Source organism: Neorhizobium tunisiense (assembly GCF_039631515.1).
Taxonomy (GTDB): domain Bacteria; phylum Pseudomonadota; class Alphaproteobacteria; order Rhizobiales; family Rhizobiaceae; genus Neorhizobium.
Window position 1 is genome coordinate 330,462 of record NZ_JBDIUU010000004.1, and the last position, 13,309, is coordinate 343,770.

Annotated in this window: 11 protein-coding genes; 3 read left to right on the forward strand and 8 right to left on the reverse strand. The window is 59.0% G+C overall.

Annotated features, from left to right (window positions below; all coding sequences use genetic code 11):
• Window positions 1–26: 26 nt before the first annotated feature.
• From ABCW43_RS17880 to ABCW43_RS17915, 8 genes are all read right to left on the reverse strand, one after another.
• Window positions 27–1,049 (reverse strand): phosphatase PAP2 family protein, encoded by a 1,023-nt coding sequence (locus tag ABCW43_RS17880; RefSeq protein WP_345926817.1) that lies wholly within the window; start codon window positions 1,047–1,049, stop codon window positions 27–29.
• A gap of 39 nt (window positions 1,050–1,088) precedes the next feature.
• A complete protein-coding gene (locus ABCW43_RS17885) occupies window positions 1,089–2,912 on the reverse strand; it encodes an AfsR/SARP family transcriptional regulator (RefSeq protein WP_345926955.1) in 1,824 nt (607 codons plus the stop codon).
• A gap of 445 nt (window positions 2,913–3,357) precedes the next feature.
• Window positions 3,358–4,428 carry an ABC transporter ATP-binding protein gene (locus tag ABCW43_RS17890; RefSeq protein WP_345926819.1) on the reverse strand — a complete coding sequence of 357 codons (1,071 nt, stop codon included), beginning with the start codon at window positions 4,426–4,428 and terminating at the stop codon, window positions 3,358–3,360.
• Complete coding sequence (locus ABCW43_RS17895) at window positions 4,425–5,252, reverse strand: carbohydrate ABC transporter permease (protein WP_345926821.1); 828 nt, start codon at window positions 5,250–5,252, stop codon at window positions 4,425–4,427. The genes ABCW43_RS17890 and ABCW43_RS17895 overlap by 4 nt, the downstream gene beginning before the upstream one ends.
• Window positions 5,249–6,151 (reverse strand): carbohydrate ABC transporter permease, encoded by a 903-nt coding sequence (locus ABCW43_RS17900; protein ID WP_345926823.1) that lies wholly within the window; start codon window positions 6,149–6,151, stop codon window positions 5,249–5,251. Before ABCW43_RS17900 ends, ABCW43_RS17895 begins: the two co-directional genes overlap by 4 nt.
• A 73-nt stretch (window positions 6,152–6,224) precedes the next feature.
• Entirely contained in the window at window positions 6,225–7,457 is a 1,233-nt protein-coding gene (locus ABCW43_RS17905; RefSeq protein WP_345926825.1) for an ABC transporter substrate-binding protein, read from the reverse strand.
• Between the two features lie 77 nt (window positions 7,458–7,534).
• Window positions 7,535–8,440: a sugar phosphate isomerase/epimerase family protein gene (locus tag ABCW43_RS17910; RefSeq protein WP_345926826.1), complete on the reverse strand. Its 906-nt coding sequence runs from the start codon at window positions 8,438–8,440 to the stop codon at window positions 7,535–7,537.
• Between the two features lie 11 nt (window positions 8,441–8,451).
• The gene (locus ABCW43_RS17915) at window positions 8,452–9,486 is read right to left on the reverse strand and encodes a Gfo/Idh/MocA family protein (RefSeq protein WP_345926828.1); all 1,035 of its coding nucleotides are present in this window, start codon (window positions 9,484–9,486) and stop codon (window positions 8,452–8,454) included.
• A 144-nt stretch (window positions 9,487–9,630) separates the two neighbouring features.
• Between ABCW43_RS17915 and ABCW43_RS17920 the strand changes: the two genes are divergently transcribed.
• The 3 genes from ABCW43_RS17920 (at window position 9,631) to chrA (ending at window position 13,090) form a co-directional block, all read left to right on the forward strand.
• On the forward strand, window positions 9,631–10,647 hold the full coding sequence (locus tag ABCW43_RS17920) for a LacI family DNA-binding transcriptional regulator (RefSeq protein WP_345926830.1): 1,017 nt from the start codon (window positions 9,631–9,633) through the stop codon (window positions 10,645–10,647).
• Window positions 10,648–10,871: 224 nt separating this feature from the next.
• Entirely contained in the window at window positions 10,872–11,684 is an 813-nt protein-coding gene (locus ABCW43_RS17925) for a chromate resistance protein ChrB domain-containing protein (RefSeq protein WP_345926832.1), read from the forward strand.
• Between the two features lie 5 nt (window positions 11,685–11,689).
• Complete coding sequence (gene chrA / locus ABCW43_RS17930; RefSeq protein ID WP_345926834.1) at window positions 11,690–13,090, forward strand: chromate efflux transporter; 1,401 nt, start codon at window positions 11,690–11,692, stop codon at window positions 13,088–13,090.
• Window positions 13,091–13,309 lie beyond the last annotated feature (219 nt).

A 13,309-nucleotide genomic window follows, 5' to 3' on the forward strand; every position in this document is an offset into this window, starting at 1 on the left:
GTTCTCCCCAAAGAATAAAATCAGCCTCAAACCCATTCGTCGTGGACCGCCTGGAAAAGCGGCCCGAACGCATCATGGAGGTATGGAGCGAAACGCCGCGCCAGGTCCCGGCCAGCTTGCGTGTCGCTCGGATAATGCAATCCGGCCCATTCGCGATTTTCAGCAACATTCTGCGCGATACGGGCGAGTTCATCCGTTGCCGGATGTTCGGGCAGGATCGTCGAGAAAGCGAATACGATCGAAAAGCACTGGAAGGCATGGTTGCTGGGATAGGATTCGTGCACCGGCACGGGCAGAAGCGGTCGCAACAGGGATTCGAACTGGTTCGGCCGGAGCCTGTTGAACTGGCTCTTGTAGAGAAGCCCGACATATTCGCAGGCGGTCAGGATCGCCTGAAACAATCCCTCGGTCTGTTCGTAGCCGCCAATGTCCTCGATATACAAGGCACGGGTAAATTCCGACACGGAAATGGTCGCCTCGGCCTCGATGTCGGGCAATCGCCGCGCCCGCTCACGATCGCGCCGCTGCATGGAAAGCAGTACCGCTGCTTCCAGTCGGGTATAATCCGGACCGGGTGGCGGCGCGATGTCGAGCATTTCCCAGGTAAAGCGCCGTGCGGCCGTAAACGCGTTGCGCGATGGCTGCTGGTGCAATCGGCGCAATTCGAACGCCGGAATGAGTTGCGATACGCCGAGGCTCGCGCCGTCCATCGTCGACTTGTTTTTGTTCTTATTCTTATTTTTGTTCTTATTCTTGTTCTTGTTCAGCGTGGCCTTGTTGAGCACCGACTTGTTTGCAACGCCCTTGTTGAGAACCGAGGCTGCTGCCATTGCCGCCATCATCAACGGCGGCTCATCCATGGGTAGGTCCTCCTCAGGCGAATGAGCAGGCGCAGGTGGAACGGGGGGAGACGGCTCCACCGCCTCCGGAATGGCCTCGACAGGCCTCGGTTCGCAAGGGAGAACCGTATCCGGCTCAACCCTAAATCTATATGAATTCAGAAAATCTACAATCTTTGATTGCGCACCCAAATTTGCTTCCCCTACCATGCCCCGGCCTCCCCAAATGAGATCATCGTGAATGTTGCCTTAGCGAATTCTGGCGCCAGCCTTGATCAGGCCGTCGAGCAGCAGCTTCCCGCCGCCCGTGCTGAGCAGTGGATAGCCCGTGCCGCGAAACGAGGTTATGGAAAACCCGTTTTCAACCTTATCAAGCCGTTCCACATATTGGCGTGCAGCCTCCAAATTGCCCGAGTGAGCGTGGCTGGAGGCGAGATAGCGCAACAGGCTATTGAAGTTCGGCCGGGAATGCAGGGCATCCTCGCCCGCCGCTATGGCTGCCACGTGGTCTCCCGCCAACCCGGCACTGATACATTTCGTCGTATCGAAGTAATATTTATGAGGGCTGTAGACACCGAGTTCCTGAACCCACCGCGCCATTGCACTGGCCCTCTCCGGCTGCCCCGCATAGCAATGCAGCATGGCATAGAGATCCCAACCCAGCGGCAAAGCCGGGTTCAGACGGATCGACTTCTCGAACAGGCCGGCTGCGTAATCGTATTCCCGGAACAGGAAAGAGTGGACGTGTCCGACCAGCGCCAGCGAGACGGAATTATTCGGATCGAGTTCAAGGGCCTTTCGCGCATAGGCCTGCGCCTCTTCGATCACATGCGCATCCAGCGCGCTAAAGCGCTGGCCGACCTGGAATGTGCGGATGAAGGACAGCCAGGCGAAGGCAGACGCTCGTGGCTGATAGTGAACCTGCTCCTGCAGCTGCCTCTCCGCTTTCTCGAGATCGCCTCTCGAAAGCCGGAAGATCGCGTTGACCGCATCGATGAAGAGACCATCGCGGGTCAGGCGACCGTCGCCGGCGCTCAACTCCTGAAACAGCGACAACTGGTCGACCGCCTGGCTGATCAGAGCCGCGGCGACCCCGTATTCGGACCGTTCCATCTGGGTGCGTCCGATCATGCGGCTGCCGAGCCATATGATCCGGTTGTCGAGCAGATGCTTGATCGCCAGCTCCACCAGCACCTGACTGCCATCGAACGTCAGCCGCAGTTGGAGGCACAGTGGAAGGCCCATCTTTCGATCCGGTTGCCCAAGATGCGGGTCGAAGGAGAGATCAGTAATGCCGAGCCCCAATCCGTCGAAGATCGCCTTGGCGAGCAGGTTCTGAAATTGCAATGCCGCGATCTGCCCCCCATCTCCGGCGCCGATGACAATCGGCGGCTGGAGAGCGATGGTCCACTGAATATTGTCCGGCGACGGCGGCTTGTCCGGATCATTACCCTCAGCTGCCGAGGGAATATTGGCCGGGCGCTGGTCAGGCAAGCCTGTCAAAGGCAAGAGCGCTGAGAGCGTGCTGACGTCGCGGCGAGGTTGCTGGCGAGGTTCGAACACGTCGTCGACGCGCCCTTCTTCGATGCGTCGGTACCAGTTCTGTCTCTCGACCGTCAGCCAGTCTTCGAATTCAGGATCGCGGATATCCATGCCTTCGAGCAGTTCGTCGGTGATCTGGTCGACAAGGCGCTCGCTGCGCAGCATCTCCTCGGTGTCGAGCGCGATGCGGTCCATGTCCAGCCACACGGTGTTCTTGTCGGCGATGATGAGATCGCGGGACGAACCCAGGGCTTTATGAATATCCAGCAGGGCCTGTCTCAGGCTAGCAGCCGCCTGATCCTCGGATCGGTCGCTCCACAATTTGTCTCTCAGCCAAACCCGCGAGCGGGATCCCCGCGCAGACAGAGCAAGCATTGCAAGGATCGCCTGGGCCTTCTGGGACCTGGGTGTTGCGGATTTTCCTTTGCTGTCGACGAGACTGAACGGGCCAAGCAGGTACATCCGGAACACTGCATGTTTTGCATCCATGCGATCCATTGGCCCAACTCGTCTTGTGCCCCTCTCGATCATCTCATCGAACCTGGGCTGCCCGTCCAGCAGGCAGTCTGACACAAAAGCGGCCCTTGACAAGAGCGCGACAGGCGTACTTTCGATTCGGTAACGCATGTGCGCGTTGTGGCCATCGACGAACTGAAGCATGAAGAGCATCCTTGGAAACCGCAAAGTTGCCCTAGCGCGCCGCTGTCAAAGCAGCGTCAAAACAGCGTTAAAAGCAGGGGCTCGATGAGTTGCAGCGAAGCGGAGTCCTGCATTTCTCGGCTTGCTGAACCATTGTTTCGATCCGAGGCGTCGGGTTACCCGAACAATCTGGACACGATCCAAGGCGCGGTCGTCGTTATGCGGAAACATCGGCACGACGTACCTCAAAGCTGCTGTCTTCGAGGTGGATAGAGACCGCAGACGGGCGTCGGATTTGCCGTCATCGGGCACCTGACGGCATCCCAGGCCCGAGGCCTCATTTGATGCGCTGGTCGGTCTCGGCGTCAAACAGATGGACATCGCCTCCGGCAAACCTCAGCCGGATGGTTTCGCCGGCCATCACCGCAGCCCTACCATTCAAGGCGACGACAATCTCAGGCGTTGTGGCAGTCGTGATGAACGTCATGGCGCCGGTCGTTTCAACCGCCGCAACGTCCACCTTGAAGCCGGCGGCATCAGGCCCGGCCAGAGTAAGATGTTCCGGGCGGATGCCGACGATCAGGGCGCGCTCGGCCGGCAGCGGACAATCGAAAGGAACAGTTTGCGGCTCGGCAAGATCCAGAACAAGGGCTCTACCGTCAGGCGTGGATCGCGCCGGAATGAAGTTCATCGCCGGCGACCCGATGAAGCCCGCGACGAAGCGATTGGTTGGCCGGTCATATAAATCGAGCGGCTTGCCCTGCTGCTCGATCACGCCGTTGCGCATGACGACGACGTGGTCGGCCATCGTCATGGCCTCGACCTGGTCATGGGTCACATAAACCGAGGTCGCGCCGAGGCGATCATGCAACGCCCTGATCTCCTTGCGCATGTGGACACGCAACGCTGCGTCGAGGTTCGAGAGGGGTTCGTCGAAAAGGAAGGCCTGGGGGTTGCGGATGATGGCGCGGCTCATCGCGACGCGTTGACGCTGCCCCCCCGACAATTCCCGGGGGTATCGGTGCAGCAGGTTCGACAGTCCGGTAATGGCCGCGACATCGGCGGCGGCCCTTTTCCTCTCCGCCTTTCCAACCCCGTTAATCTTCAGGCTGTATGTCAGGTTTTGTTCGACGGTCATGTGCGGATAAAGCGCATAGGACTGGAACACCATGGCAAGATCGCGCTTTCGGGGTGGCACCCCGTTCATGCGCTTTCCAGCGATGACGAGATCACCGCTCGATATGGTTTCGAGCCCCGCAAGCGAGCGCAGCAGCGTAGACTTGCCGCAGCCGGACGGCCCGACCAGTGCGACGAACGCCCCCTTGGGAATGGAAAGATCGATATCCTTCAGTGCGTGGTAGGCGCCATAATATTTGTTGACGGCCGAGAGTTCGATTTGGTGGGTCATTTCAATGCTCCCGATGTGAGTCCGGACACGATGCGGCGCTGCAACAGAACGAAGATGGCAAGGATCGGCGTCACATACATGGTGGCGTAGGCCATGATGTTGTTCCACTCGCTGGTGTTCGGCCCCATGAAGGAATTAAGCCCGACGCTGGCGGGTTGGAGCTGGATGTCCTGGATCATCGATTTGGAATAGACGAATTCGCCGAAGGCCTGCATGAAGATAAGGATTGCGCTGACCAGAATGCCATTGCGCGCCAGCGGCAGAACGATATTGAAGAAGGCGCCGATGCGGGAATTGCCGTCGACCAGCGCCGCCTCTTCCAGTTCCATCGGCACGGCCATGAAGGTTGCGCGTACAAGCACGACAAAGAAGGGCATGCTTTTGGCGGTAATCGCCAGGATGACGGCAAGGCGCGGATATTCGAGCAGGCCCAGCTGAGAAAAGCCCACGAAGATCGGCGTTATCATTAGCGAGGCAGGCAGCACCTGAAACATCAGGATGAGGAAAAGCCCGATATCCACCCAGATGTTGCGATAGCGCGCCAGCACATAGGCACAGCCGGTGCCCAGGATCGCAATCAGGGATACCGCACCGAAGGCGATGACCGTGGAATTCCACAGGTAGCGGCCCATGTTCCGGCTTTCCCAGACATAGGCGAACGTGCTCCATTGGGCAGACGAGGGCCAGAAACTGGGCGGCGTGGCAAACATTTCCGAGCCGCTTTTCAGCGCTGTCACATACATCCAGTAGAGCGGGAACAGATAGATCGCCGCCATCACGACGGACAGGGCAAGCAACAGCCGGTTTCGCGCGACTTCACTCATCCGCGCACCTCATGGCGTGTGGAACGGACATAGACGGTTGCGGCGAACATCACGAAGACGGTCATGATGACGGAAATGGTGGCACCCTTGCCGAAATCATATTGCCGGAAGGAAAGATCCCAGGCCCAGTATTGCGCGACATTGGAGGAATTGTTCGGGCCGCCGTCAGTAATCGCGGCAAACAGATCGAACTGCTGCAGGGTGAAGATCAGCCCGAGCGCGATGATCGCGCCGATGGTCGAGCGCATCATCGGCAGGGTAATGGTCCAGAAGCGCTGCCAGGCATTGGCGCCATCCATTTCCGCCGCCTCGTAGAGATCTGCCGGAATGGCGGCAAGACCGGTCGCGAGCAGGATCATGTTGAAGGATGTGCCAAGCCAGATATTGGCCAGGATCACCGCCCAGAGCGAAAAATTCGGGTCAGACCGCCAGAAGATATTGCCGCTCATGAGGCCGGTTTGCTGCAAGAAAAAATTGAGTACGCCGAAATCACCCGACAGAATCCAGTTCCAGATGGCGCCGACGACGAGGCCCGGCATCACCCAGGAAACCAGAAACAGGCCCCGCAGCCAGGATGCGCCGGGAAAATTGATCCAGAAGAACAAGGCGAGCGCAAAGCCGACGAGGAACTGCCCCGTGATCGACCCCACCACGAAGACGATCGTATTCCTGAGGATGGATATGGTTTCGGGTTCGGTGAACAGGTCGACATAGTTTTTGAAGCCGACAAAGGGCCGGATGACGCTGCCAAGGCTAAACATGTCCACTTCCTGAAAGCTCATCAGGATATTGTAGAGCAGCGGAAGCCCTGACAGCGCCAGGAGGAACGTGAAGGGCACGCCGACCAGAACAAGGTCGAAGCCGCGGCCATCCGTTATGCTGGAGAACACTCTTTTCATCGGAACCTCGCTGAAGCCTGGATGAAGGCCCGGCGGGTGGGTGCCGGGCCGTCACTGCGGGATGGCGGTTGCCTCAGCCCCCGATCGACTTGATCTTCGCATCCGCCTGATCGAGGGCGGCCTTCGGTTCCATCTGGCCTGTCAGAGATGACTGTATCGCGTCCTGGATGGCCTTCGAGATCTTCGGCCATTCCGGCGAAGGGCCGCGAGGCTGCGCGTATTTCAGCTGTTCCACGAAGGTGGCGAGCGCGGAATCCTTCAGGGGGTTGCCCGTGGGCGGAACCGGAAGATCGGACCGGGCCGGAAGCTGGCCGAAATCCTTGTACATGGTCACATCCTTGGACGCGAAGAATTCCAGGGCCTTGAAGGCCTCCTTCGGATGCTTGGTGCTGGAAAAGATCGCCCAGTTGAAATCGCCCATGGCGGATGAACGCTGAGCACCCTCACTCGGCACTGGCAGAAGGGCCGTACCCCACTGGAATTTGGCATCTTTCAACATGCGGTCGATTTCCCAGGGTCCGGAAATCGCCATGGCCGCATTTCCGGCATTGAAGGTGGCCGTCGAATCCCACTGGCTTCGGGTGAGCGTATCCGGCGAGGCCAGCTTCTCATCCAGCATCTGCTTCCAGACCGAAAGAGCCTTGACGGCACCTTCGCTGTTGATCGTTTTATAGGTGGCGCCGCCCATCTGCGCCCAGGGCAGGAACTGGAAAGTGCCCTCCTCGTTGGCCTTGGCGGAAAAGGTGATGCCGTAGATGTTCTTGGACGGATTGGTGAGCTTTTTCGCCGTCGCCACCAGTTCGGTCCAGGTCTGCGGCGGCTTTTCGGGATCGAGACCTGCGGCCTTGAACAGATCCTTGTTGTAATAAAGTGCAATCGTGTTGGTCGCCTTCGGCACCCCGTAATATTTTTCGTCCCAGGTCACCGATTTCAGCGGGCCGGGGAAATAATTCTCCGGCTTGATGACCTTGGATTGCCGGATCATGTCGGTCAGATCCAGAAAGGCCTTGCGGGACGCGAACATGGCATGATTGGGATTGTCGATGGTGATGATGTCCGGCGCTTTGCCCGTGGAAAAGGCGCGCATCGCCTCGCTCACCACATCGTCGAATTGAAGCTGGCGATATTCGATCTGGATGCCGTTCTTCTGCGCGTTGAATTCCTTGATGAGGTTCGGCGCGGGCTGGATATCGCGGTCCAGCGACCAGAGAACGAGTTTCACATCCTCCGCTCTCGCGCTCATGCCGGCAAGTGACGCGCTGGCCAGAGCCAACGCGATGGAAATCATAGTCCTGCGGATACCCATGGTTCTCCTCCTTCTTGGTTATCCTCATTCTCATCCGGCTGACGCAGAGCTCCTTCTATGGTCAGCCGGCCTGCTCATCAGGCCGGATCGACGACGAATGTGCCGCCCCTTGCCTGTTTCAGATGGTTCAAGGCGTGGATCTGGCCCGTCATTTCCAAAGCGTCGCGATAGACGGGATCATGCCATCCCTCGATGTCGATGGAGCCCGACCAGCCGGCCAGCCGCAGTTCCGAAATAATGTCGGTCCAGTTGCTGTCGCCGAAGCCCGGCGTGCGCATGAAGACGAAGGGATGTTTTCCGAAGATGCCGTGCTCGCGGATCACGTCCCATCGGATGGTGGCATCCTTGCCGTGGACGTGGAAAATCCGCTTTGCCCATTTGCGGATCTGCGGCAAGGGCTCGATGAGATAGACCATCTGGTGGCAAGGCTCCCATTCGAGCCCGATATGCTCGTCCGGCGTCTCGTTGAAAATGAGTTCCCAGGCATCCGGGTTATGGGCAATGTTCCAGTCGCCGGTTGCCCAGTTGCCGTCCATGGCACAATTTTCAAAGGCAATACGGATGCCCTTGTCGGCGGCGCGGCGGGCAAGCTCGCTCCAGATCTGCCGGTAACGCGGCAGGCTTTCCGGCAGCGGCCTGTTGCGGATGCGCCCGGTGAAGCCGGCAACGCAAGTGGCGCCGAAATGATGGGCGTTGTCGATGCAGTCCTTCCAGCCCTGCAGCGTCTGGAGATCAAGCTCGGTTTCTTCCAGCGGGTTGCCGAACATGCCGATGGTGGAGATCGTGATGTCACGCTCGCCGATGGCCTCGCGGCAGCGCTTGCCAAGTTCGGCGATATCCTGTCCGTTGGTCGTCTGCCAGAAAAAAGGCTGGAAGCTTTCAAAGCCCATATCGGCAATCTGGGAAATCCGCTCGGCCGCCTGCCCTTTTGTGGCGCTGACCATGGTGCCGATGCGGATGGAATGGTTTAGCTGTCCGGTCATATTGCTGGCCCTTATGCTGCAAGGTCGATGGTTTGCCGTGACCTGGCGCTTTCAATCGCACCAAACACCATGGCAAGGCTCTTGATGTTGTCCTGTCCTGCGGTTTCCGGCACGCCGCCGGTTTCGATCGCCGAGAGGAAATCGGCAATGACGCTGGCATGGCCGTGGGTTTCCTCCTCCCTGGCGGGCGGCAGAACCTCGATCGGCGTCGCACCGCGCAGCAATCCGCTATCGCTTCCCGCTACCGAGGCGCGGAAGGCGTCTTCCCCGTCCCAGGTCAGCATTCCGTGCGAGCCGACAATGCGCCATTCGCTTTCCCAACTGGTGCGCTGGCCTTCCGCGCACCAGGAGCCGCGATAGGTGAAGACCACCTCGTCGGAGAACTGAAATACCGCATTGGCGCTGGCGCCATGGGCATACCAGGAGCCGGGCGGATTTGTTTCCAGGCAGTAGACGGAAAGCGGTGTCTTGCCGGAGACGAAACGGGCCGCATCGAAGGTATGGATTGCCATGTCCAGCAGCAGGACATTGTCCATCCGCTCGCGAAAGCCGCCGAAATGCGGAGCGATGAAGAAATCGCAGTGGATCGCGGTGATCTCGCCAATCGCGCCGCTCTCGACGAAGCGCCGCATGCGCCGCACCCCCGAAATGAACCGCCGGTTCTGCACGACGGAGTGGATGCGCCCCGCAGCTTCGGCCGCGCGGATGAGGTCTGCCGCCTCCTCCATCGAGTTCGCCATGGGTTTTTCGCTCAGCACGTGGCATCCGTGGGAAAGCGCGGCTTTCACGACGGAATGGCGGGCGGCGGGAATGACGACGTCAAATACAATGTCTGCACCGGTCTCGGTAAGTACCGCGGCAAGGTCGGATCCGACGGAGACGGATTGAAGAGAAAACTCGGCGGCCAAGGCCTGCGCAACCGACACATCAAGATCGACCAGACCCACGACGGTCAGCGCTTGCCTCAGTTTCGGCGTGGATTGGAGCGCACGCACCCACCCTTTGGCCATAGCTCCGCAGCCACACAAAACGACCTTGTATGTCACCGACATCCTCCATGCAATGTTTACGGGTCGGCACCTCCTGCGCATCCGTAAACGTTTACGGCACTATGAACGGATCGATTTTTTTGTCAATACTGCTTCCGAAAACGATTACGATCGTATCTTGAACCCTTGAAAGGCTTCCCTGTGACAGGCATCCGCCAACTTGCCGATTATCTGGATATCTCTATTGGCACCGTATCCCGCGCGCTCAATGGAAAAGCGGATGTGAATGCGGAAACCCGCAGGCGCGTGCTGGAGGCGGCGGAGAAGCTGGGTTACGTCCCCAACCAGTCGGGCCGCTCGCTGCGCAAGGGCTCGACCGGCGTGGTCGGTTTCATGATGCAGACTGGCCCGGAAATCACCAGCCAGGGAGACGCTTTCTTCATGAGCGTCTTCGACGGAGTGCAGACCGTGCTTAGCCGCCACAAGCTCGATCTCGTCGCCCTTCTCTGCTCTTCCAACGAAGATCCCTATGCCTATCTGCAACGCACCGTGGCGCGCGGTTTTGCCGATGCCATCATCCTCTCGGCCACCCGCCGCAATGATGCACGGTTCGAACTGCTGCACCGACACGACATTCCGTTCATCTCGCTCGGCCGCAGCCTGACCGATGTCGGCCAGCCGTGGATCGATCTGGACTTCGAAGGGATGGCGGAGGTCGCAATCAAACGGCTGGTCAAGGCGGGCCACAGAGATATCGGGATCATCTGGCCCCATGGCGATCTCAACCTGGGTTACCTGTTCGCCGAACGATGCCGCGAGGTGCTCGCGGAACATGGGCTTGCCCTCCGCGAAGATCATATCTTTCGGGCAAAACCGAGCGAAGCGGGGGGCTACGCTGTAGCCCACGAGATCGCATCCAGATCCCCACGTCCGTCGGCAATCGTCCTGGTCAATGAGATACTGGTGACAGGGCTCTACAAAGGACTTGAGGACGCAGGCGTCAAGCCGGGCAAGGACATTGCAATCATCGGTCGCTACAGTCCTCAGACCCAGTTCCTCTCTCCAGCGTTGACCTGTTTCACGTTGTCGCTTCGTGATCTGGGCATCAGCCTGGCGGAGCATCTGCTGTCAATCATGCCAGCCTATCAGTCACATTACGTCGGACAGACACCCCGCGTGATCTGGCCTATGACATTGATCGAAGGCACAAGCGGCTGAACCGCGAACTCGGCGTATATCCGAGGTTGTCGCGGAAGATGGCGCTTCAGCCATGGTCCGCCTTGAGGAGATCGCCGTTCGGGCTGACGAGTTCGTAAAGGCTTCGCAAAACGCTTGACATCCGGACTGGCTGAGGCAAATTCTCTGCCATGGGGTTGCGATCACCCCACGAGGCCACGGCCGAAGAATCGCGTCCACAAACCCGCTGGAACGGAGGACGCGTTATGCCGTCATTTCTAGAAATCACACCTGACAAGCTTGCCCGCATCATTGGCACCCCAAACCTGCCGACGATCATCGACGTCCGCAACGATGAGGATTTTGGAAGCGATCCTCGGTTGATCCCCGGATCGATCCGTCGAGACTTTTGCCGCGTCACCGAATGGGGCACCGAGATATCCGGTCCCGCCATTGTCCTTTGCCAGAGAGGACAGAAGCTTGGCCATGGTGTTGCGGCCCATCTCAGGGCGATGGGAAAACAAGCGGAGACGCTGGAAGGAGGATTTGAGGCCTGGCGCGACTCGCAAGGCATTCTCGTTCCCGAGGATAAGCTCCCTTCGCGAGACGTCCAAGGACGTACCGTGTGGGTGACAAGATCACGCCCAAAAATAGACCGCATCGCCTGTCCATGGCTGATCCGCCGGTTCGTCGATCCTTCCGCGATCTTTCTGTTCGTTCCGGCGAGCGAAGTCGCGCTGGTTGGCGATCGCTTCAATGCGACACCTTTTGATATCGAGGACGTCTTCTGGAGCCACCGCGGGGAACTGTGCACCTTTGACGTCATGATCGACGAGTTCGGATTGAAGAGCGACGCTCTTCTGCATCTCGCCACCATCGTGCGCGGCGCGGACACGGCCCGACCGGAACTGGCCCCTGAAGTGCAGGGGCTGCTGGCCATCTCACTCGGACTGTCACGGATGTTCAACGACGACCTTGAGCAACTGCAGGCAGGCCTGTTGGTCTATGACGCGATGTATCGCTGGTGTCGCGACGCCACGGAGGAGACGCATAACTGGCCAAATCCGAGGAAGGGGTGACGGCCATGACTGATACGGCAAAAAGCCTCATCGCCGGCCAGCCAGTCGCCGACGGCGATGTCGTACCTTTCTCCGAAGCAATCAAGGTCTGGGCACGGGTCGCCGCACTCAGCTTCGGCGGTCCGGCTGGCCAGATCGCGGTCATGCACCGGATCCTCGTCGACGAAAAGCGCTGGGTCGGAGAGCATCGTTTTCTTCACGCCCTCAACTATTGCATGCTACTGCCTGGCCCTGAGGCCCATCAGCTCGCCATCTACATCGGCTGGCTGCTCAACAAAACCAAGGGCGGCATGATTGCCGGCCTTCTATTTGTTCTACCCGGTTTCATCTCGATCCTGGCGCTGAGCTATATATACGTCCTTTTCGGCGACGTGACCGTCATTGAAGGGATGTTCTTCGGCCTGAAATGCGCCGTTCTCGCGGTCGTCGTTCAGGCGGTTTTCCGAATCGGCAGTCGCGCCCTCAAGAACAAGGTGATGGTGGCGATTGCCGCCGCTGCGTTTGTCGCGATCTTCTTTCTTCACGTCCCGTTTCCGCTGATCATCATAAGCGCGGGCGTCATCGGATACTTTGGTGGACGTGCCGGGGGCGCTGCGTTCAGGGTCGGCGGTGGGCACAAATCTGGCTCGGGCAAAATCCTGGAGGATCGGGACTCCCTTCTCGGCGAAGACATCCATGCACAATCGAACCTGGCCTGGTCGCTGAAGACCTCAGGCGTCCTTGCCGCGCTGTGGCTCCTTCCGGTCGCTGTTCTGCTGCTGACGCTCGGCCGCGATAACGTATTTTCGCAGATCGGTGTATTTTTCAGTCAGATGGCCGTCGTCACCTTCGGCGGCGCCTATGCCGTGCTCGCCTACGTCGCACAAGAGGCCGTCGAGCAGTTCGGCTGGCTCCGTCCGGGTGAAATGCTCGACGGACTGGGCATGGCAGAGACGACACCCGGGCCACTGATCATGGTCACGCAATTTGTCGGGTTCCTCGCAGGCCATCGCGATCCGGGAGCGATCAATCCACTGACCGCAGCCACCCTCGCCGCCATCCTGACGACCTGGGTTACGTTCCTCCCAAGCTTCCTCTGGATTTTCGCCGGAGCACCATTCATCGAAAAGATGCGAGGCAACATCGCCCTGACGGGAGCAATGTCGGCAATTACCGCGGCCGTGGTTGGCGTGATCCTCAACCTTGCCATCTGGTTCGGCCTGCACGTCCTGTTTGGCGAGGTTCGGGAAATAACAGCAGGTCCCTGGTCCATGGATATCCCTGTCCTGAATTCGGTTATTTTGCCGTCGCTCGTTTTGACGGCCATCGCCGCCATGTCAATCTTCCGCTTCGGCCTGTCGGTCGTCACGACGCTTCTGGTGTCGGCAGCTCTAGGAATCGGCTGGAAATTGATGGCCTTGAGCTAATATTTGCCAGACTCCTTGATCGGAATTACGCGAGGGCCATCTTGCGTCCTTAACTGCATATCTGAGTGACTCTCGAAGCATCCGTTGCCGGCGCCCATGCTATCTTCAGAAGTGCTTACATGCCATGAAATAGGCATCTGCTCGCTTGACAGATTTCTCAATTAACTCATAGTGGAAATTGGTCAGACAATCTGACCGCCTGCGCATCAAGGGAGTGAT

Coding starts and splice junctions, on each gene's coding strand:
- ABCW43_RS17880 (WP_345926817.1), bottom strand. CDS start 1,049: ATGGTAGGGGAAGCAAATTTGGGTGCGCAATCAAAGATTGTAGATTTT.
- ABCW43_RS17885 (WP_345926955.1), bottom strand. CDS start 2,912: ATGATCGAGAGGGGCACAAGACGAGTTGGGCCAATGGATCGCATGGAT.
- ABCW43_RS17890 (WP_345926819.1), bottom strand. CDS start 4,428: ATGACCCACCAAATCGAACTCTCGGCCGTCAACAAATATTATGGCGCC.
- ABCW43_RS17895 (WP_345926821.1), bottom strand. CDS start 5,252: ATGAGTGAAGTCGCGCGAAACCGGCTGTTGCTTGCCCTGTCCGTCGTG.
- ABCW43_RS17900 (WP_345926823.1), bottom strand. CDS start 6,151: ATGAAAAGAGTGTTCTCCAGCATAACGGATGGCCGCGGCTTCGACCTT.
- ABCW43_RS17905 (WP_345926825.1), bottom strand. CDS start 7,457: ATGGGTATCCGCAGGACTATGATTTCCATCGCGTTGGCTCTGGCCAGC.
- ABCW43_RS17910 (WP_345926826.1), bottom strand. CDS start 8,440: ATGACCGGACAGCTAAACCATTCCATCCGCATCGGCACCATGGTCAGC.
- ABCW43_RS17925 (WP_345926832.1), top strand. CDS start 10,872: ATGCCGTCATTTCTAGAAATCACACCTGACAAGCTTGCCCGCATCATT.
- chrA (WP_345926834.1), top strand. CDS start 11,690: ATGACTGATACGGCAAAAAGCCTCATCGCCGGCCAGCCAGTCGCCGAC.